Genomic DNA, 20,571 nt, shown 5'->3' on the forward strand with positions numbered 1-20,571 from the left:
AGCCTGAATGATTATGCAAATATAGTTTTTTATAGACAAATCTTTTCGTCTTTTCCTTTAAATTTCTTGTACGCCCAGGTTTCAATCCTTAAGTTTGCAAAACTTAAAAACTAAACGTATGTGGAAAACATTTTGCTTGTCCCTGTTAGTAGCAGGACTATTTTCATGCCAGGAGGGGAAACGCTACCAGTCGTTTAAGCCCGGTGAAATCTGGCTCGACAACGCGGAGGTGCATATCAATGCCCATGGAGGAGGCATCCTGTACGATGGAGGCCGTTATTACTGGTTTGGTGAACATAAGACGGAAGGTGAGGCAGGTAACCGGGCCAATGTGGGGGTTCACTGCTATTCATCAGACGATTTGTACAACTGGATAGATGAGGGCATCGCTTTGTCGGTAGAACCCGAAGGCTCGGGCAGTCCGATCGAGAAAGGTTGTATCCTGGAACGCCCGAAGGTGATTCATAATGCCAAGACCGGAAAATATGTGATGTGGTTCCACCTCGAACCCAAAGGCATGGGATATCGCGGAGCACAAAGCGGAGTGGCCGTCAGCGACCAGGTAACCGGACCGTATCAATTCCTGCATGCCGGCCGTATTAATGCCGGGAAATGGGCTGCAAATGCGTCAGAAGAGTTGAAGAATGCGCCTGTACCTGCCCTGGAAGACGCTTACTCCGGCGGAGAACTGCCGGGACATCCGGACTCGCTGAATATCCACAAGCGGGATTTAGAGGGCGGACAGATGGCCCGTGATATGAATCTGTTTGTCGATGATGACGGCAAGGCCTATCATATCTATGCGTCGGAAGAAAACAGTACGCTGCAGATTGCCCAGCTGACCGACGATTATACCGATCACAATGGTGTCTACATCCGCTGCTTTGCCGGACGGTTCATGGAGGCTCCTGCCATGTTCAAGCATAACGGGAAATATTACCTGATGATGTCGGGCTGTACAGGCTGGGCTTCGAACGCGGCCCGTTCTGCAGTAGCCGATTCTGTTTTAGGCGAATGGAAAGAACTGGGAAATCCGTGTGTGGATGCTGATTCGGCCACGACCTATCATTCCCAGAGCACGTATATCCTTCCGATGCCGGGACATCCGGACAAGTTCATTTATATGGGCGACCGCTGGACTCCCGAGAATGCGATCGACGGCCGTTATATCTGGCTCCCGCTTGAGTTTGACGGAGATCGTTTCGTGATCCATTGGCAGGATGAATGGAAGATGTAAAAATGGCAAGGAGGGTGTGTCGTAATACGCGATTCACCCTCTTTTCTTTATCAACGATAAGAGCGTAGTTAACTTTTTCAGGCAGCGATATTCTGAAGATAATCTCGATTATTTTGTTCCCAATAGCTTAAATGAGCGGTAATAAGGCCGTAAAGGTGTTTAATTGGCCAATTTATACCCTCTTTATTCATCTTGGTACACATCTTTTTTATATTGAAGGCGATGGCCAGGAAGCAAAAGTCCATGAGAACCTTGTCCTTTCCAAAATGACGGAAGCGCTTGTAGTTCATGTTGTATTTTATCTGTCCAAATACAGCTTCCGGTTCTATACACCTTTGCCCTCTGTGTTTCAGCCCTTCTTCGGAACAAAGAAGTTCCCGGGCTTTCTGTTTGTATATCCTGAGTCGGTGATTCAGTTCTATCGTCCTGTTTCCTTTAGCTTTAAAACACAGACATCTTAACGGACATCCTTCGCATCTGACAGCCCTATACCTGGCATATTCGACTACATATCCGGATTCGGTTTTCGTATGCCTGGTACCTACCCTCTGCATCTTTTGTCCCATTGGACAGACACAGTAATCCTGTTTTTCATTGTAGAAAAAGTTTTCGGCTTTAAAAGGATTCGGTTTAAATCTTGGCCGCTGCTCCATATGGAAATAATTGTATTTGACGTATGCTTCCATCCCGTTTTCCGACATAAAGTGGTAATTCTCTTCTGATCCGTAACCGGAATCAGCAACCACCGTATGAGCCAACTGGCCGTATCTGTCGGCAAAGGACTTCAGGAAGGGGATCATCGTCAAGGTGTCAGTCGGATTCGGGAAAAGAGAATAATCGATAATGAATTGATTTTCCGTAGCAATCTGAAGATTATATCCGGGCTTTGTCTGACCGTTGCGCATGGCATCCTCCTTCATTTTCATAAAGGTGGCCTCTTTGTCTGTCTTGGAATAAGAGTTGCGGTCCTGAAGATTGTCCAGATGGTTATTGTATTCCTGAAGCTTATCTCTATGTGCTTCCAGTTCTTTCAGTTGCCTGCGTTTCTTTCTCAGTGCAGATTTCTGCTCTTTCGTGGATGGTTCTGAAGTCTGTTCAAGGGCATTGCGTAATTCTCCCGCCATTTCTGTCAGCATGGAAGGTGTAAACTCAATTTCCTCGTTGTTTTCCGAAGCTTTTTCCTGAACGATGACGTCATCTATTTGGCTTAACAGAACACTGATTTTCTTCATCAGTCGTTCACGGTTTCGCTCAACGCTCTTCCGCCATACAAAAGTATATTTGTTGGCCTTGGACTCAATCTTTGTTCCGTCAATATATTCCACATTCAGACTGATGAAACCTTTGGATGAAAGCAGAAGTACGGTTTGGGTAAACACTTCGTTAATCTCATTCTTCACCCGGTTACGGAAACGATTGATAGTAATGAAGTCCGGTTTCTCATAACCGGCTAACCAAATGTAATGGATATCACGATGAAGAAGCTTTTCTATTTTCCGGCAGGAGTATATATTGTTCATATAGGCATACAAGATAACCTTTAGCATCATCTTGGGATGGTAAGGACTGCGGCCGCATTCTTTGTATAACTTCCTGAAACCTTCAAGATTCAGGCTTTCAACCAAAGCGTCAACCATGCGCACAGGATCGTTTTCTGCAATATCTTCATCGATTCTTTGCGGAAAAAGTACCGTTTGGTTGGGAGTGTATGGACGAAAATGTATCTTTGCCATATGTATAAATCTTTATGCTTAAAGATACAAAATCTTTAGGTAATAACAAAGCCCCAGCTTGTGAAAGTCGGGGCTTTGTGCTAAAAAAAGAAGGTGTGCTTTTTGACACACCTTCTTTTTATATCCATACCACAAATTGGAGCAGTTTCCTCTTACCATACATTATATTCAGAGAGGAAGCCGTTATACCGTATTCAACTAGATCTACAAGTAAGGATAAAAAAGAAGTATCATGACTTACGCAACTCTTCTAACTTTAAATCTAAATCTCTTAAAAAAACGTGTACAAAGATACCTCTTTCATTACTTAGAAATTTAAAATTGATTGACCCTTCATTATATATAAAAACTTCTGACCCATCAAAAAGCTAGTACGTGTCGAGAAGTAGCTGGAACAATGTTAGCAGTTACGAGACAAATATACCAAAGTTTTACACGAAGGTTCCGAACAAATCATAGAGTTAAAAGTAAAACATCTGTTATCTTCTTCTACCGAACAACTCATCGGAAATATCATCATGGCTGGTGGCTTTGAAGATACTAGTTATTTTGTACGCTCAATCAAACAAATATTTGATGTAACACTAGCTCAATTCAGTCCCTCCAATTATTGTATAACGTCAAATAGAAAAATCATTTTTAAAAGTAGGATAACTAAAACACTGAAAATTATATATATAATATTTTTTTATATCGAAATAATACTAATTACACAAACGAAAAATAGTCCAAAAATCCTGATATTTAACCTGATTATCCTAACCCTCGGACATAAATTCTGATACTTTTGCTACTATAGTTATAAAATAAGTGTATCGTAACATTGTGAAGCACATGAACACTTATTTATATGTATTAGACGAATAGAACATTAGTATTGAAATAGATGAGTATTTAATTACTAACCAAATTATTACATATATGAAAACAAGAGTAATCATTACAATGCTGGCTCTAATCGGTATTTTCCAGTTTGCCGGTGCACAAACTATTCGTGACAACTCCAACGTTACTATTGGAAAAATTGAACGTGACGGGACAGTGAGAAATGCTGGCAACATTAAAATTGGGTCTATTTCATCCTCAGGAGAAATACGCAATACTGGCAACATCTTAATAGGAAAGATTGACAGTAACGGGAAAGTGTGGAACAAAAACAACAGTCAGTTGGGATCCATTGACAGCGATGGCACTGTAAAAAACGCGTCCAACATTAAAATTGGAAAAGTAGAAAGCAATGGCAGTGTGAAAAATGCGTCCAACATTACAATCGGGAAAGCCGAAAATGTTTCCACTAAGCATGCTGCTCTCTTTTTCTTTTTCGGCTTCTTTAAATAGAAGGTGGGGTTAAATAAATTAAGTTATGAAATAAATAAGCGGAATTACCACAAGCATGGTCTCATATTGTATAATAAAAAATAGTGGTGGATCTTACCGAAGGGAATCGTACAGCAGCCATGGAAGTGGAAGCTATAGTGGCAGCAGCTCCGCCCCAGGAGCTGCTGCCAGTAAATTACAAAATCAAATTTAGAAGGAATATGACAACGACAATACTTACTTTTGCCATTACCCTATTATCCGTAACAGGTGCATGGGCATACGATTTCAAAGTCGGTGATTTATGTTACAATATTACCGACAAAGGCTCAAAAAACGTAGAAGTGACGTTTGAGTAAGAAAGTCTTGAGAATAATTACAGCTATCTTTCTGGTATTGTAACCATCCAATTCACAGCAACTTATAATGGTACAGACTTTAGTGTGACAAGCATTGGTGAGTTTGCGTTTTACAATTGTTCCGCTCTCACACAAATTACCATATTGGCTGCCGAGCCTCCAAGAATATCAACATTCCCTTTTTATAATATCAGTCCGGATATACTTATATCTGTGCCTGTTGAAACATTGGATGCATATCAAAAGGCAGAAACTTGGAAAGAATTCAAATTACAAGGATTCCCATAATAGTTATAGACTTTTTATACTCTTCAAGTTTTGCAAGTTCAACTTTCAGGAGTTAAAGAAGTTATACAAACTGTAAAACCTAAAATATAAAATTATTATTGAACGGTTACTTAATGGAATATATCGGGATACAGACACAGAAAAGGAGAAACGACTTCCGTTCGACGCTCCTGCTTTTTATGTTCCCATGCCTTGTCTTAGGTGTGGTGTACATTTTTTTCATTCTTTTCGCATGGCTGGGTTTTATTGAAGAAGCTGAGACAGAGGGGCACTTCTGGCTTTCCGTCAACTCAGTTTACTCGATCTCGGTTCCTTATGTTCTTGGAGTGATTTTCGTATGGTTCACCATAGCCTATTTTTGGAATACGTATATAATAAAAGTGTCAACAGGAGCAACGACACTTGAAAGAAAAAAAAACAAACGTGTCTACAATCTGGTAGAGAATCTTTGCATGAGCCAAGGTATGAAGATACCGAAAATCAATATTATAAATGACGAGTCGCTCAATGCCTTCGCAAGCGGAATCAACGAACGGACATATACGGTTACGTTGTCGAAAGGGTTAATAAATAGACTAAAAAATGATGAGTTAGAAGCGGTCATTGCGCACGAACTATCGCACATACGCAACCACGATGTACATCTGCTCATTGTTTCTATTGTGTTTGTAGGTGTGTTTTCAATGATTGCACGTTTAGCATTCGAGTCAATATTTTCTTCTTCTGATAGCAGTTCCAATAAAAAGGATGGTAATAGTAATGGAGCTGTCATAATAGTACTGCTTCTGGCACTCATAGTTGTCCTGATAGGTTTATTGTTTGCTAAACTGATGAGGTTCGCCATTTTACGAAAAAGGGAATATTTGGCTGATGCCGAAGCAGCTGAAATGACAAAGAATCCGCTTGCTCTTGCTTCTGCCCTACGCAAGATTGCCAAAGACCCTAACATTGAGGCAGTGACACGTGAAGATGTCGCCCAGTTGTTTATTCAGCATCCGGGGAAGCAGGCTGTAGGTTTTATCGGAAGTCTTGGAGGTATATTCGACACACACCCTCCGATTGAAAAAAGAATAAGCATTCTTGAACAATTTTAATTATCGAATATCCCGATATAGATGTATCAACTAAGAAACAAATTCAAACAGAAAAACAAGGGAAAAAATTTCCGAAGTAACCCACTAAACGCCTGCCAGGCAAAGAATATAATGTTAACTTTGCTAACAGAAACATATGTGATTTTTATTAACAGAGCGATGAAGCTCTTTACAAGTCAAGTCAGAATGTAAGTTGTATAAAAAATACATGAACGATTTATGAAAACATATCTATATATCCTTATTACAGGACTCTCAATATTATTCGCTTGCCGGAAGAGTGATTCGCCTCTGTATTCGGAAGAGGCTAGAAAAGAAATTGATTCGATTTTACAAAAAAATTGTAACACAGATTCTTTATTGATCTTTCTTGATTCTTTTAAAGTAGCAAACAATATGTACGGGCAGGTTGCCACGTACGGACAATTAGGAAAAGTATATCGTGAAAATGCCTCTTTTGACGATGCCATTCAATATCATAAAAAAGGTCTGGAGATGGCTACTCAGATGAATGACACGCTTGAAATCGTGAAGGCGCTGAATAATCTTGGAACCAACTACCGGCGTATCGGGATATTGACCGAAGCTTCCGAATACCATTTCAGGGCATTGGGCCTGATAGAGAAAATGAAGGGAAGAACGTATGACATCAAGAAAAACCGGTTGGTTGCCATGAATGGAATCGGGAATATTTATCTCTCCTTGGGGAATAATAATGCGGCTGAAAGAGTTTTCCGTAATTCCTTAGCCGGAGAAAAGGAATTGAACAGCGCATTGGGACAGGCAATCAACACGGCCAACTTAGGTTTTATATTTGAAAGCCGTGAAGAATACGACTCGGCTTATATCTATTTCAAGCAATCTTTGTCATACAATCAGCAGGCTAAATCCGATTTAGGAATATCCCTTTGCTATAACCATTTCGGAAACCTTCACGAAAAAAAAGGTGAACTTGATGAAGCTCTAGCCAACTACCACAAAGCCTATGACATAATGAAAGGGAAAAGCGACCATTGGCATTGGTTGGAGTCATGTATTTCGATGGCACGTGTACTTCTCAAACTTAACAACCCTGCCCTAGCACAAACTTATTTGTCGCAGGCAAGGAAAACGGCACGGGACATTAATTCATTTGAACATCTGAGTGCGATTCATAAGCTGGATTATATATACTTTTTAGGACAAAACGACTGCCAAAGAGCTTTGGAAAGTTACATACAGAGCCAGGCATATGCTGACAGCGTGAAAAATGAGGAAAGCATCAATCATCTCCAAAATCTGAGAATTAAATACGAAATAGAAAAAAACGCACAGGAAATTGATTTGGTTAAAAAGAATTTCATTGAGGAACAACGCAACAAGCGAATCATCCTAACTGTGAGCATTCTGATTCTTTTGATGACTTGTTCGGCCATAGCATTCCTTTGGTATGCTTTGCGGATGAGGTCAAAAACAAACCGTACTTTACGACAGGTAGAACAGATACGTACCGGATTCTTCACCAATATCACACATGAGTTCCGTACACCGCTCACCGTAATCCTGGGATTGGTGGAGCAAATGCGGAATAACGATGTATCTAAAGACGAGACGGAACGTTACCTTAACTCCATTCAACGGCAGGGCAACAATTTGCTGGAATTGGTAAATCAATTGCTGGACATGTCAAAACTTATGGCAAAGGCTGATCGTAAACAGTGGTATCGGGGAAATATTGTCGCATTCATACGCATGACTCTTGACAGTTATCGCGAATATGCCTGTTCGCAGTACATTAATTTGCTGTTCATTCCGGAATCGAATACCATCGAGATGGATTTTATACCTGAGTATTTTAATAAAATAATGCGCAATCTGCTTTCAAATGCACTGAAATATACGCCTGCCAATGGAATTATCAGGATAGAAATGAAAAAAGATAAATCATTGTTGAGGTTGCAGGTTTTCAATACCGGAAATGAGATTCCCGAAGAGGAAATACCACGGTTGTTCGATACGTTTTACCAAGGTTCAAACAACGAGAAGCAGATAGGAACAGGTATAGGACTTCCCTACACACGCCAGATGGTGGAAAGTATGAACGGAAACATCAAAGTTTACAACAAGAAAGGTGAAGGGGTTGTTTTTTCAGTCTATATACCACTTGATCAAGATTCGATAGAGAGACTTCCATGGAGCGATGCTACCAACGTTACAGAACAAATTCGTGGAAAGAATGATCTGGAAAAGATTCAGGTTAAGAATAATGTCGCTGAAAATAGTCTTAGTCCTTCCATACTGATTGTGGAGGACAATCTGGATATTTCATTTTACATCAGCACCCTACTAAAGGGGAAATACCATCTTAATTATGCTTCTGACGGCAAAGAAGGCATTGATAAAGCGAAAAATTACATGCCCGACCTTATCCTGACAGACCTGATGATGCCAGGCATGGATGGCTATATGCTCTGCCATGAAATCCGGCAGTCTGAGATATTGAACCACATCCCTATCATTATCATCACAGCGAAAAGCAGTGACGCGGACCGCATACGAGGTTTGGAAGAAGGAGCGGACGCATACTTGATCAAGCCTTTCAATGCAGAAGAGTTACTTGTGCGTGTCGAAAAATTGTTGGAGCAGCGCCGGCAATTGCGAGACAAATTCTCTAAGGCCTTACAAGAAGGTTCTGCTCAAAATGTGGAATTATCATCTAGAGACCGTGATTTCCTGAATCGACTAACATCAATTATACATAGCCATTTAGCGGACAAAGATTTGAACGCAGATTTTATTGCCGACAAAATGTGTATGAGTAGAACGCAATTGAATCGGAAAATCCGTTCGATTGCCGACTATACAGCTACCACCTACATTCTTCAGATTCGGATGGAAAAAGCCAAACGTCTGCTAGCTTCTACAGAACAAGCCATCGGAGATATCGCCACGACTTGTGGTTTTGAAGATACCAGTTATTTTACACGTGTCTTTAAACAAATGTTCAATGTCACCCCCAGTCAATACAGAAAAACTCCTAAATTGTAGAATATCTACAAAAAACCATTCTGCTTTTGAGAGAGAAAACAGGACAATTAAAACATTGTAAATCAAAAAATATACACCCATTTTATATTCAAAAAATCCTGATTGTACCACAGAAAAAAGGTTTAATAATACCGATTTTTGATCTAATATTCCTAACTGAAGGTAATAAATACTGATATATTTGCTTCAGACATCAATTATATAGATAACATGATTTATTAATTTAAAATTTAAAGACTATGGGAGCTATTATTTCAAATTTCATGGAGATTATCCTTGGCAAGTATGCCCAGTTCAAAGGACGTGCCGGTAGAAGTGAATTTTGGATGTTTTATTTGGTCTATTTCATCATTGGGGCTGTCTTCTCTATCTTGATGAACCTTGTGGCAAGTATCTCTTTCCTTTATTATATCATTTTAGTACTGCAAGTAATTATCATATTGGGACTGCTTGTACCTACATTGGCTGTCAGCGTGCGTAGGCTTCACGATATAGGCAAAGGAGGAGAATGGATATTTATTAATCTAATACCTCTTATAGGTTCTATCTGGTTTCTTATTCTGCTGATAAAAGAAGGCGAGAAAGTCGCGAACCGTTTTGGCAATCCAGCCTGATAAAAAAGTCGTGTTTTTCATTAAATCTGAATTTATGGCAAAAAGGATATTTCCACGAGACATTCTTTTAGCTCTCTTTACCATGGTTCTGTTTTTCCAGAGCCATGCTAGGGAACCCGATAAGAATAACGGCTAGAAATGAGATGGAACAGATTCGTGCATTTGGAAGCAACCGTGTCATCTCTGTGACAGAAAACAATTATATCAATCTCTACAAAGTTTTTGAATTCTCGGATCTAAGAGAGAAAGCCTGTGTTTTGGATGAAAAAAAGCTTACAAATCCAGCTGTATTCAAATTCATAGATTGCGAATTTCGTAACAATCAGCAGTTTAGTATTGTATATATAGATAATATCACGGAGAATATCCAACTTTTCCAATATTGTTTTAGTGGTAACGAGGGTATTTTGTTTAGTCATGGAACTCACATTACTTTAGACAAATACTCAATTTATCATGTAGATGATTTCGGTAATGTCAGCTTGGTTAAAGATATGAATTGTTCTTGGAGTCATACGGAAATGAAACCAGAGATACGGAAAACGGATGAAGTACCAGCAGAGCCTATTTTATACTATCTATGGGAAGGACAGATCAACAATCGGGAAATTCGTCTGGTTTGTGCACGGCAGAAAAAAGTGCTGATAGGCGAAATGATGATGAAAAATGAGGTAGGCACGGAATTTCTCCGAGTATTGGGTATGATCGATACGGATGGCGAAATCTTGTTTAACGTCTATGATACGGAAAATGTTTGTGCTTTAAGGCGAATATTTTTAGGACATATAGTGGGCAAGACATTGGAATGTTTTGACGAAACGACACAAATGGAATTTAAACTCCGTACTTATAAAGGTGATGTACGATATGCCATGGATAGGGAAGCGGATGCTTATTGCAGTCCTTTTTCTAAATCAACAATCTATTATTTAAAGGCTGACAATCGGGAATTGGCCGGAGGATATAGTTTCTTTAATATGACATCATATTCTGAACATTACGGGCGTATCGATATTTCCCGTTCTGGAGCTGATCTTGAAGTGATGGAGTTTTCCATCGATTACAAAAATAAGGGACGTCAAGCTTTGACCGACGGTAAAAGTATATTGGACGGTAATACATTCAAACATCATTTATCGTATGGTGAATGTGATTATGAGTTTGAGGTCTTTTTTTATAACGGTTTTCTCATTATTCATTCCGTATCCGGAAAGCCGTATGGTTGTTTCGATTCTAATACCAGCATTGAAGGTATTTATGTGCAAGAATCAAGTGTAGGATAATAATAATCTGTAAAATAAAAGAGAAAATGAGAATGAAAGATTATAGAAATAGTGTGCTGATAGCGGTAATATTGTTCGTCATGGGTCTGGCTGCTGAAGCACAAGTAGGCAACTTTCTGCAACGAGCAAAAAAGACAGTGACAGAAAAGACAAACGAGTCTGCAGGCAATGTGGCAAGCAGAACTCTTAGTACTAGAGGCAATGCCATTTATGTGAGCCTTGAAAAAGGCAGCGCAAGAGCGGAAGGGACAAAAGACGCTCCGATGAAGGATATACAGAAAGCCATTGATAAAGCGACAAACGGTGACATGATCCGTATATCTCAGGGCAACTATCTTGGCAATTTGGACCGCGGATGGATTCAGATAAAAGGTAAATACGTCAGTCTCGAAGGTGGGTGGAACGATGATTTCACAGAACGTGACCCTATAAAATACATTACACGTATTCAGCCTTCAGTGGAACAAAGAGGTACAATAGGACAGGGGCTACTGATGATTGAGGCTACCTCAGATAAAAATTCACACATAATCATTGATGGATTGTTCTTCGACTTGGGTTTGGTGCATGAATATGCTAAAGCCGATCCAACAGACGAACGTTTCGGTTGTCCTGAAGGTTGTGAAACCGGACGTATCATGCCGGTAGGAAATCCACCAAACAAAACAATCCGTCTTATTGGAGGAAAGGTAGCAGGCAAGTTCATAGTCCGCAACTGTATGTTCCTGAACGCTTCGTTCAATGCCATCATCATGACAAACATGGGAGGTGACTGGGAAATATATAATAATGTTTTTGTTTCCAATTTATATGCTTCCTGTGAAATTAACGGAGGTTTGAACCAGAATACTGGTGCTCATCTGTCAACCGTCGATTTTCATCACAACACCGTGTTGTTCTCATGGCCGACGACAAAAGAAATGGAGAGCATGGGGTACGGGTACCGATTTAAAAATGGAGCAGATCATAATGTACATCATAATATTTTCGGCTGTAATAACTTTGGTGCATTGGACGGCGGTTGGGACGATTCTAACCTTCCTGCTAACAAACGCAAAATATGTTCGGCATACGACAATCTGTTTTTTATGAACAAGGGTGATCTCGTGATTGCAGGTACAAGCGGAGGTAAATGGCTCTATGTACCTAGTAAACGCTTTGAGGAGGTTGAAATGCTGACAAAATACGAGAATAACAGAGAACTCCCAAGTACAAGTAAGTTTAAAGATGTGATCGATCAAGCTTATTTGAAGGGATTCGCTTCCTTGAAGGTAATGACAACTGAAAGTTATGATCCAAATTCCGCCGCAAATCTTTATAGGGAGGCTCATGGATTGAACAAACAGGGAACTTCAACCACAAGAGTTTCAATGTTCGGAAACCGTTACAATTTCGACAAGGCTGTGCAGTTGTTTGGAGCGGAACCCGGATATGGCGCACAGCTTCCTATCGGTAATTAACAGGAATATACTAGAAAGTAAATTATAAAGATTAACCGTTAATAATATTATTATGGCTTATCAAGAAACAAAAACAACAGGATATGGAACCCGGGTGTCCAATTCTTTAAAAGGTATCGGTATCGGATTCTTGTTATTATTGGGTGGTACAGCTTTATTGTGGTGGAATGAAGGACGTACTGTGCAGATAACCCAAATGCTGGAGGAAGCACAAACAGTGGCAGTACATGTAGAAGATGTATCAAAACCGGATCCATCTTTAAATGGAAAACTTATTCATGCCACAGCTTTCACCCAAACAAAGGATTCTCTTAATGACTTGACTTTCGGCGTAGGATGCGTAGCGATACAACTGGAACGTAAAGTGCAATACTATCAATGGGTAGAGCATTCAGAGACCGAGACAAAAGATAAAACCGGAGGAAGTCAGGAAACAGTAACAACCTACTACTATAAACAGGAATGGATAGGTAACCCTGTCAATTCTCAGGAGTTCAAAGATCCTGATTATCAAAACAAGAACTTTGTGTTGATGGACATCGAAAATAAAAGTTATATGGCAGAGAATGTAACATTCGGAGCATACAAACTGCCAAAGGATCTGATTGGTTCCATTTCCGGTACAGTCCCGATGGAACTGAGTTTAAGCGAAGAGCGATTAAGTGAGTGGAATAGGGATATCAAGAAAAGTTTCGAAAGCACGTCTGCTTCTACTGTAAACAATACAGCCGCCGTTGCCGGAGAAACATCTACTATCGCCGAAGGAGACTCAGTAAAGGTTGAGACTGTCGCGACTACGGAGACAGGGCAGATTGTCAAACAGGACTACAATTATGTCCATGTTAATGGTAACGTGCTTTATTTCGGAAAGAATCCCAACAATCCGCAAGTTGGTGATGTGTCTGTCACCTTTACAAAAATAATGCCGGGAGATGCTTCCGTTATAGCCGTAGTAAGTGGAAACAACCTGCAGTCGTATATCGCAAAAAACGGTAAAAAATTGTCTGTTCTCACATCCGGAGCCGTAAGCATGGATGAGATGTTCGAAACTGAGCATCTGAGCAATTCAATCATTTCCTGGGTACTACGTTTCATAGGCTTGTTCTTGGTAGTCTCTGGATTAAAGGGGATTTTCGGTATCTTGGTAGATTTGTTGAGAGTCCTGCCATTCCTGGCCGATATTGTCGGACTTGGTGTCGGCTTGATATGTAAAGTGTTGGGATTGGTATGGTCACTACTTGTGATTGCCGCGGCTTGGCTGTTTTATCGTCCCGTTACCGCAGGAATACTGCTGGCTGTCATCGTCGTGCTCATAGCATACCTTGTGAAAAGAGGAAAAAATAATAAGAAAGCCAAAGTATTAAACGTGCAGATGTAAGGAATAATAGGAATGAAAGCTTTTATGAGCAGTTTTGGAACAGATCCACGCCTTTACAATGGGCAGTCTACCATGTGCGAAAACAGCAAAACTTATTACATATTCAGAGTTTTTGTTTTGTTGTTAGCGGCAATATCTTTTGCCGACAGTATTCAAAGTACCGTAGCCGGAACGCCAGTAAAAGGGATTCCGACTCCTGTATACGTTCGTTCTGTCGACGAGGTTTTTCTCATGGAAATCAAGGAATACCACGTATTCAATGCGAGAGCGGCCGATTCGTACGTGAAAGTTCTGTTCTCAGCCACTACCGTGGTAAAGGATTTCAAGGTACTCAAACTCAGCGAGTGCGAAATAGACGACAACGGCAGAATTTCGTTCCACGAAGAAACGCTTTACGAACAATTTGAGCTAGTACCAGAATGCCCCATCATGGTAGTTATGACTTTCTTTGGCAGCATACCCAACAATGGTTTCTCATATACCGACAAGGATAGAACGACGCGTAAATTCACTGTAAACTTAAGCGGCAAGGACGGTAGAGTTGAGATAGAGGGGTATTGAACAAAAAAAATGGGAACGGATTAAACTTAGCAAGTTTAACAATCTGATTTTAGTTTACAAAAACACGTTCATATGATCCCTATAGACAAATGCAACAACTATAATAGACAGTGGGTGTGTCGTAATACGCGATTCACCCTCTTTTCTTTATCAGCGATAAGAGCGTAGTTAACTTTTTCAGGCAGCGATATTCTGAAGATAATCTCGATTATTCTGTTCCCAATAGCTTAAATGAGCGGTAATAAGGCCGTAAAGGTGTTTAATTGGCCAATTTATACCCTCTTTATTCATCTTGGTACACATCTTTTTTATATTGAAGGCGATGGCCAGGAAGGAAAAGTCCATAAGAACCTTGTCCTTTCCAAAATGACGGAAACGCTTGTAGTTCATGTTGAATTTTATCTGTCCAAATACAGCTTCCGGTTCTATACACCTTTGCCCTCTGTGTTTCAGCCCTTCTTCGGAACAGAGAAGTTCCCGGGCTTTCTGTTTGTATATCCTGAGTCGGTGATTCAGTTCTATCGTCCTGTTTCCTTTAGCTTTAAAACACAGACATCTTAACGGACATCCTTCGCATCTGACAGCCCTATACCTGGCATATTCGACTACATATCCGGATTCGGTTTTCGCATGCCTGGTGCCTACCCTCTGCATCTTTTGTCCCATTGGACAGACACAGTAATCCTGTTCTTCATTGTAGAAAAAGTTTTCGGCTTTAAAAGGATTCGGTTTAAATCTTGGCCGCTGTTCTATGTGGAAATAATTGTATTTGACGTATGCTTCCATCCCGTTTTCCGACATAAAGTGGTAATTCTCTTCTGATCCGTAACCGGAATCAGCAACCACCGTATGAGCCAACTGGCCGTATCTGTCGGCAAAGGACTTCAGGAAGGGGATCATCGTCAAGGTGTCAGTCGGATTCGGAAAAAGAGAATAATCGATAATGAATTGATTTTCCGTAGCAATCTGAAGATTATATCCGGGCTTTGTCTGACCGTTGCGCATGGCATCCTCCTTCATTCTCATAAAAGTGGCCTCTTTGTCTGTCTTGGAATAAGAGTTGCGCTCCTGAAGATTGTCCAGATGGTTATTGTATTCCTGAAGCTTATCTCTATGTGCTTCCAGTTCTTTCAGCTGCCTGCGTTTCTTTCTCAGTGCAGATTTCTGCTCTTTCGTGGATGGTTCTGAAGTTTGCTCAAGGGCATTGCGTAATTCTCCCGCCATTTCTGTCAGCATGGAAGGTGTAAACTCAATTTCCTCGTTGTTTTCCGAAGCTTTTTCCTGAACGATGACGTCATCTATTTGGCTTAACAAAACACTGATTTTCTTCATCAGTCGTTCACGGTTTCGCTCAACGCTCTTCCGCCATACAAAAGTATATTTGTTGGCCTTGGACTCAATCTTTGTTCCATCAATATATTCCACATTCAGACTGATGAAACCTTTGGATGAAAGCAGAAGTACGGTTTGGGTAAACACTTCGTTAATCTCCTTCTTCACCCGGTTACGGAAACGGTTGATAGTAATGAAGTCCGGTTTCTCATAACCGGCTAACCAAATGTAATGGATATCACGACGAAGAAGCTTTTCTATTTTCCGGCAGGAGTATATATTGTTCATATAGGCATACAAGATAACCTTTAGCATCATCTTGGGATGATAAGGACTACGGCCGTATTCTTTGTATAACTTCCTGAAACTTTCAAGATTCAGGCTTTCAACCAAAGCGTCAACCATGCGTACAGGATCGTTTTCTGCAATATCTTCATCGATTCTTTGCGGAAAAAGTACCGTTTGGTTGGGAGTGTATGGACGAAAATGTATCTTTGCCATATGTATAAATCTTTATGCTTAAAGATACAAAATCTTTAGGTAATAACAAAGCCCCAGCTTGTGAAAGTCGGGGCTTTGTGCTAAAAAAAGAAGGTGTGCTTTTTGACACACCTTCTTTTACATGATACAAGTTTTATTGTGAGTTTGTGTGTATATTCACTTGTATGGTATTAGACTGTCTTTTTATTCGGCACCATTGCAGGTAATGTCTGTTGCCATGGTGATATAGTTCAGTACAGATGTTCCGTCTACCAATGCATCTTCTGTTTCGGCTGTCTCAGTAGTTAAGCACATGCCCTTGCCTGTGATCAGCGCGTTGTAGATAGAAGCCTGCGTACCGGCACGTAAGCGGATACCCTGTTTGCTTCCACCGTTACCGATCAGGGTCAGGTTGGCCAATGTCGGATGAGCTACCGGAGTAGCACCGAAGTTATCGCCGTTGTTGTCACATTCCATCAGGCAGTCACAGTCATATCCCAATGTCTCTTCTGCTTCCTGATAAGCTACCATGAACTGGCCATAACCGTTCCATCCTTCTGTCCAGTCGAATGAGTCATCGCTACAGCTTACGGATACGACATGTTTTACATTAACACTACCACCGAAGAATTCGAAACCGTCGTCAGAGCCTTTGTAAGCCTGGCAGTATTCGATGGTAGTTCCGTTACCTACTCCGTAGAAAGTGAATCCGTTGGCTTCATGTTCAGAATCGAAGGCATATCCGCTGTATTCGATACGTACATATTTTAATACACCAGAGTTGTCAGCGTCGTCGCTGCCGCCGTAAGTAGCGTCACCGATTTCAGATTTACCTGTACCGCCTTCAACATTTGAATGAGCCTTACCGCAGATGTGGATACCGCCCCATGCTCCGGCTTCCTTCTTGGTAGCTGTCATGACGATCGGCTTCTCAGCAGTACCTTCAGCCACGATCTTGGCTCCCTGCTGAACCAGGATATAGTCTACCTTGTCATCATCGGCCTGGGCAACGATGGTAACACCTTCCGGAATTGTCAGGGTAGCACCCGTCTCCACGATATAGTCACCGCTCAACAGGTATTTCTTGTTAGCTTCCAGTGTCTTGTCTTCAGACAATGAACCTGTCAGGGTTTCTACCGCTTCCTGGTCTGCCTTGTTGTCTCCGCCTTCTTCGGTTGTCAGTGTCCAGCCGGCTGTCCAGTTGTTGTCTGCTGAAACAGCTCCCTGATAAGCAGCTGCCGTGAAGAAGCTGTTTACGCTTGGCATATCAGCACCACCATCGATTGTACCTACAAACAGGTTGCTGAAAGTACCGCTGAAGTCGAAGTTGATGGTATTGTGATTTCCTTCTGCCAGGAATAATTCAGATGAATAACCGGATGTTTCATCCGGGTTTTCCGTATTATCTGTATCCGGATTGTTAACAGGATCATCGTCGTCACATGATGTAAAAGCAATCATAGCAGAAATAGCTGCCATCGACAAGAATTTCAAATTTGATGTTTTCATACCTGATTTATTTTTTGAATATGTTATTAATTTCTTTTTTAGTTGACTCACGGATTAGAGGGCATAGCTGAACCCGATTTCAAATCCTGTACCGCGTTTGAAGCGTTCCACCTCGAGGTTGTCTCCGTTCTTGGTTTCCTGCTTGAATACGATATCCTGGTTGAGCAGATCGGTTACTTCCAGTTTCAGGCTGAAATGATTATTCAGCTGGTAGCTGGCCACGAAATCCAAGGTGTGTACCGGCAGCTGCTTTTCATCTCCCAGTCCGGAGATACCGACTGCGTGGATACGCGGACCCTGCAGGTTATACAGCAAGGTAGCTGTCAGCGGCTTTTCGTTTCTGATGGTCGGTGTATAGCTGATATCCGCGTTGACCAGGTAAGGAGAAGCTCCCTGCAAGGCACGCTGCGCATTGGTGTACGCGCCTCCGTCTTCCGGTAATTTTACGTTCGTGTACATGAACGAGCCGTTTACGCCTACCCGGATGTCACGGGTCAGTTCCCGTCTTAATTCAACCTCCAGACCGGCTGCTACACCTGTGCTGGCATTCTGGAACGAGTGTACGGCTGCTCCACCTGACAAGGTCTGTGTCCGTTCGATCGGGTCTTGCAGGATTTTGCCATATCCGGTCAGTGCGATCATGTTGTTCACATTGTTCGAATCAAAGAACTCGTACCGTAAGTCCAGGTTGTAGTTATATCCGTTTTTCAGATCGGCGTTACCACGTATCTGAGAAGAACCGTATGATTCCTGATAGAGGAACGGGGCCATTTCGATGAACGACGGGCGGGTTACCGTACGGGATACCGACAGTCGCAGGCTGTTCGACGGATCGAGGGTATATTTCATGTTTACGGCCGGGAAGAGGTCGTTGGTGTTTAATTCGTTCCGTTTGGCTTGTCCGCCGTCGGTCGCGTAATTAACCCACTGTTCGCTGCGTTCGTAGCGCAGACCGATGTTCAGCAGGAAGTTGTCCATCGGATAATATTCCGTTTCAGCAAAGGCGGCATAGATGGTATGTCCGGCCTCATACTGGTCTTTCGGCTGCTGGTCGCGGTTGATGACGATGGTACCGTTCTGCACATTGTCATATCCCATGAAATTGCTGGTGATATAGGTATCCGTAATTTCCGGATTGAGTTTACTCAGGTTGTAATAGAAACGAGTGGAGTTGAAATCACGCTGCTTGTCTTTATAGACAGCTCCGAAGCGGAGGAAGTTCTTCTCGTCGAAGCGGTAGATGGAGCGGATATCCCCTACCCATTCCTCTTCGTTCAGGGCTCCGAAGTAGCGCATGGTCTCCTGGCGGTTCAGCTTGAACAGCTTCAGTTTGTCGCCGTCCTTCTCAAACATCAGCTGGCGGCGGTCCGGTTCGTTGCTTCCGGTCTTGCTGTACGAACCGCTCCAGTTCAGTTCCCACTGCTTACCGAACTCATGGTGTCCGTTGATCTGGTGATTCTGCAGCGAGTAGATATGTGTTGTATTGTTGTTGCCGATCAGGTTATGATCTTCGTAGTCGATTCCTTCGCGGCGCATGTAAGTATCCACGATATTGCGTGAATAGAAGAAGGTATAACCGATATGGTCGGCTGTACGCAGGGTGTATGAGAGATTAGCCAGAGCTCCCAACTTCAGTTCCTGGGCATAGCTGTCGTAGTTGAAGCGGTCGAGGGTGCTGCCTCCGGCTTCCAGGGTACGGAAGAAGGCATCCCGGGTGGTCTGTTCGCCGTTGCTGGCTGTGAAAGAAGCCAGCAGGCTCAGGGTCTGACCTCCTACCTCCCAGTCTTTACCGCCGGCGATGTTTCCGCTGAAGTTCGGCAGACTGATTCTTTTCTTGACATCGAAGGAGGTATTAAACGGATTCTCGTTTTTGACGGCTGTCTCAAAGTCAGTTTTCTCCATGTTGATGAAACGGGAGTCGATACCCGGATTCTTGAACAGCGACTGTGCCCGGTCCATGGTGTAGAAATCCTGCAGGAGCGTATTGAACTGGCCTCCCATGTTGAAACCGATGTTGAAGAAATCCCCTCCGGTACTTTCCTTGGTGCTGATATCGATATGGGCTCCCGAATAATCGGCGAAGGTATTGGCTTCATACACCTTGCTGACCGTGATGTTCTTGACTGTCGAAGTCGGGAACAGGTCCAGTGGGATCAGCTTGTTATCGGGGTTTGGAGAGGCAATAGGCAGTCCGTTCAGTGTCGTGGTGCTGTAGCGGTCGCCCAGTCCGCGGACAATCAGCTGTCCGGCCGAGGCGATCGATATACCCGTAATCTTTTTAACGCCTTCTTCCACGTTCGAGATCCCTTTGACCGACATTTCCTTCGATCCGATATTCTCGACAGCTACCGAGGCTTTCTTTCGTTCCAGAAGCAGGGCCTTTTCCCCTTCCAGGTTCTTGCGGGCTACCACCGTCACTTCATTCAGCTGCTTGTCGTCCGAGCTTAACGTGACCTCCAGCGACTGCGGCTTGGTGGCGTCTACCTGGATCTCCTGTGTCTGATAAGAGACATACGATATAATTAATGTATAAGCTTTGTTTTCCAGTTCAGGCAATTCAAACTTACCGTCGAAGTCGGTAATGGTTCCCATCGTCGTTCCGGCTACCTGGATGGTAGCCCCAATCAGAGGCTCTTTCGTTGTCTTGTCGACCACGGTACCTTTGATGTTTTCGGCTTGTACCAAAGCCGTTGTTGCTGAAAGCGTCAGTAGTAAAGAAGCTAATTTGCGCATCGTAAATTAATTATTGTCGTTTTCATTTTCTACACTGCAAAAGTAGATCCCGGCTGTTTCTTCCTCGTGTCAATCTGTTGATGATCGTTTTACAATCGTATGTGGTTTCTGTTTCAGATATTTCATTTTCGTTAATACATCTCCTGGTTGATTGTTAATTGTTAAT

The 20,571-nt window shown here is 42.1% G+C and carries 15 protein-coding genes; 11 read left to right on the forward strand and 4 right to left on the reverse strand.

The window, feature by feature from the left end:
• The first annotated feature begins 118 nt into the window (after nucleotides 1-118).
• A complete protein-coding gene (locus NEE14_RS12200; RefSeq protein WP_251966737.1) occupies nucleotides 119-1,237 on the forward strand; it encodes a glycoside hydrolase family 43 protein in 1,119 nt (372 codons plus the stop codon).
• A gap of 77 nt (nucleotides 1,238-1,314) precedes the next feature.
• Here the strand turns inward: NEE14_RS12200 and NEE14_RS12205 are convergent, their stop codons facing one another.
• On the reverse strand, nucleotides 1,315-2,970 hold the full coding sequence (locus NEE14_RS12205) for an IS1182 family transposase (RefSeq protein WP_338578731.1): 1,656 nt from the start codon (nucleotides 2,968-2,970) through the stop codon (nucleotides 1,315-1,317).
• Between the two features lie 14 nt (nucleotides 2,971-2,984).
• Here NEE14_RS12205 and NEE14_RS12210 point away from each other — a divergent pair, with 14 nt between their 5' ends.
• The 10 genes from NEE14_RS12210 (at nucleotide 2,985) to NEE14_RS12255 (ending at nucleotide 14,351) form a co-directional block, all read left to right on the forward strand.
• Nucleotides 2,985-3,206: a hypothetical protein gene (locus tag NEE14_RS12210; protein WP_338578732.1), complete on the forward strand. Its 222-nt coding sequence runs from the start codon at nucleotides 2,985-2,987 to the stop codon at nucleotides 3,204-3,206.
• Nucleotides 3,207-3,891: 685 nt separating this feature from the next.
• Entirely contained in the window at nucleotides 3,892-4,308 is a 417-nt protein-coding gene (locus NEE14_RS12215) for a 5-fold beta-flower protein (RefSeq protein WP_251968754.1), read from the forward strand.
• Between the two features lie 200 nt (nucleotides 4,309-4,508).
• Nucleotides 4,509-4,646 carry a hypothetical protein gene (locus NEE14_RS12220; protein ID WP_251968753.1) on the forward strand — a complete coding sequence of 46 codons (138 nt, stop codon included), beginning with the start codon at nucleotides 4,509-4,511 and terminating at the stop codon, nucleotides 4,644-4,646.
• 401 nt (nucleotides 4,647-5,047) lie between these two features.
• On the forward strand, nucleotides 5,048-6,028 hold the full coding sequence (locus NEE14_RS12225; RefSeq protein WP_251968752.1) for a M48 family metallopeptidase: 981 nt from the start codon (nucleotides 5,048-5,050) through the stop codon (nucleotides 6,026-6,028).
• Between the two features lie 396 nt (nucleotides 6,029-6,424).
• Nucleotides 6,425-9,055: a hybrid sensor histidine kinase/response regulator transcription factor gene (locus NEE14_RS12230; RefSeq protein ID WP_251968751.1), complete on the forward strand. Its 2,631-nt coding sequence runs from the start codon at nucleotides 6,425-6,427 to the stop codon at nucleotides 9,053-9,055.
• 239 nt (nucleotides 9,056-9,294) lie between these two features.
• Entirely contained in the window at nucleotides 9,295-9,669 is a 375-nt protein-coding gene (locus NEE14_RS12235) for a DUF805 domain-containing protein (protein WP_022456406.1), read from the forward strand.
• Between the two features lie 143 nt (nucleotides 9,670-9,812).
• The gene (locus tag NEE14_RS12240; protein ID WP_251968750.1) at nucleotides 9,813-10,952 is read left to right on the forward strand and encodes a hypothetical protein; all 1,140 of its coding nucleotides are present in this window, start codon (nucleotides 9,813-9,815) and stop codon (nucleotides 10,950-10,952) included.
• A gap of 32 nt (nucleotides 10,953-10,984) precedes the next feature.
• Nucleotides 10,985-12,412: a hypothetical protein gene (locus NEE14_RS12245; RefSeq protein WP_251968749.1), complete on the forward strand. Its 1,428-nt coding sequence runs from the start codon at nucleotides 10,985-10,987 to the stop codon at nucleotides 12,410-12,412.
• A 52-nt stretch (nucleotides 12,413-12,464) separates the two neighbouring features.
• On the forward strand, nucleotides 12,465-13,790 hold the full coding sequence (locus tag NEE14_RS12250; RefSeq protein WP_251968748.1) for a TMEM43 family protein: 1,326 nt from the start codon (nucleotides 12,465-12,467) through the stop codon (nucleotides 13,788-13,790).
• Nucleotides 13,791-13,910: 120 nt separating this feature from the next.
• The gene (locus tag NEE14_RS12255) at nucleotides 13,911-14,351 is read left to right on the forward strand and encodes a hypothetical protein (RefSeq protein ID WP_251968747.1); all 441 of its coding nucleotides are present in this window, start codon (nucleotides 13,911-13,913) and stop codon (nucleotides 14,349-14,351) included.
• Nucleotides 14,352-14,528: 177 nt separating this feature from the next.
• On the opposite strand, the gene NEE14_RS12260 is transcribed toward NEE14_RS12255, so the two are convergent.
• From NEE14_RS12260 to NEE14_RS12270, 3 genes are all read right to left on the reverse strand, one after another.
• On the reverse strand, nucleotides 14,529-16,184 hold the full coding sequence (locus NEE14_RS12260; protein WP_338578734.1) for an IS1182 family transposase: 1,656 nt from the start codon (nucleotides 16,182-16,184) through the stop codon (nucleotides 14,529-14,531).
• Between the two features lie 183 nt (nucleotides 16,185-16,367).
• Nucleotides 16,368-17,672, reverse strand: coding sequence for a hypothetical protein (locus NEE14_RS12265; protein ID WP_251968426.1), 1,305 nt, complete (start codon nucleotides 17,670-17,672; stop codon nucleotides 16,368-16,370).
• Between the two features lie 54 nt (nucleotides 17,673-17,726).
• A complete protein-coding gene (locus NEE14_RS12270) occupies nucleotides 17,727-20,405 on the reverse strand; it encodes a TonB-dependent receptor (protein ID WP_251968427.1) in 2,679 nt (892 codons plus the stop codon).
• Nucleotides 20,406-20,571: the final 166 nt, after the last annotated feature.

Source organism: Parabacteroides sp. AD58, assembly GCF_023744375.2.
GTDB classification, from domain to species: domain Bacteria; phylum Bacteroidota; class Bacteroidia; order Bacteroidales; family Tannerellaceae; genus Parabacteroides; species Parabacteroides absconsus.

What these genes read in the sequence shown, in the direction of transcription:
- NEE14_RS12200 (WP_251966737.1), top strand. Translation starts at nt 119, where the DNA reads ATGTGGAAAACATTTTGCTTGTCCCTGTTAGTAGCAGGACTATTTTCA.
- NEE14_RS12205 (WP_338578731.1), bottom strand. Translation starts at nt 2,970, where the DNA reads ATGGCAAAGATACATTTTCGTCCATACACTCCCAACCAAACGGTACTT.
- NEE14_RS12210 (WP_338578732.1), top strand. Translation starts at nt 2,985, where the DNA reads ATGCTTAAAGATACAAAATCTTTAGGTAATAACAAAGCCCCAGCTTGT.
- NEE14_RS12215 (WP_251968754.1), top strand. Translation starts at nt 3,892, where the DNA reads ATGAAAACAAGAGTAATCATTACAATGCTGGCTCTAATCGGTATTTTC.
- NEE14_RS12220 (WP_251968753.1), top strand. Translation starts at nt 4,509, where the DNA reads ATGACAACGACAATACTTACTTTTGCCATTACCCTATTATCCGTAACA.
- NEE14_RS12225 (WP_251968752.1), top strand. Translation starts at nt 5,048, where the DNA reads ATGGAATATATCGGGATACAGACACAGAAAAGGAGAAACGACTTCCGT.
- NEE14_RS12230 (WP_251968751.1), top strand. Translation starts at nt 6,425, where the DNA reads ATGTACGGGCAGGTTGCCACGTACGGACAATTAGGAAAAGTATATCGT.
- NEE14_RS12235 (WP_022456406.1), top strand. Translation starts at nt 9,295, where the DNA reads ATGGGAGCTATTATTTCAAATTTCATGGAGATTATCCTTGGCAAGTAT.
- NEE14_RS12240 (WP_251968750.1), top strand. Translation starts at nt 9,813, where the DNA reads ATGGAACAGATTCGTGCATTTGGAAGCAACCGTGTCATCTCTGTGACA.
- NEE14_RS12245 (WP_251968749.1), top strand. Translation starts at nt 10,985, where the DNA reads ATGAAAGATTATAGAAATAGTGTGCTGATAGCGGTAATATTGTTCGTC.
- NEE14_RS12250 (WP_251968748.1), top strand. Translation starts at nt 12,465, where the DNA reads ATGGCTTATCAAGAAACAAAAACAACAGGATATGGAACCCGGGTGTCC.
- NEE14_RS12260 (WP_338578734.1), bottom strand. Translation starts at nt 16,184, where the DNA reads ATGGCAAAGATACATTTTCGTCCATACACTCCCAACCAAACGGTACTT.
- NEE14_RS12265 (WP_251968426.1), bottom strand. Translation starts at nt 17,672, where the DNA reads ATGAAAACATCAAATTTGAAATTCTTGTCGATGGCAGCTATTTCTGCT.
- NEE14_RS12270 (WP_251968427.1), bottom strand. Translation starts at nt 20,405, where the DNA reads ATGCGCAAATTAGCTTCTTTACTACTGACGCTTTCAGCAACAACGGCT.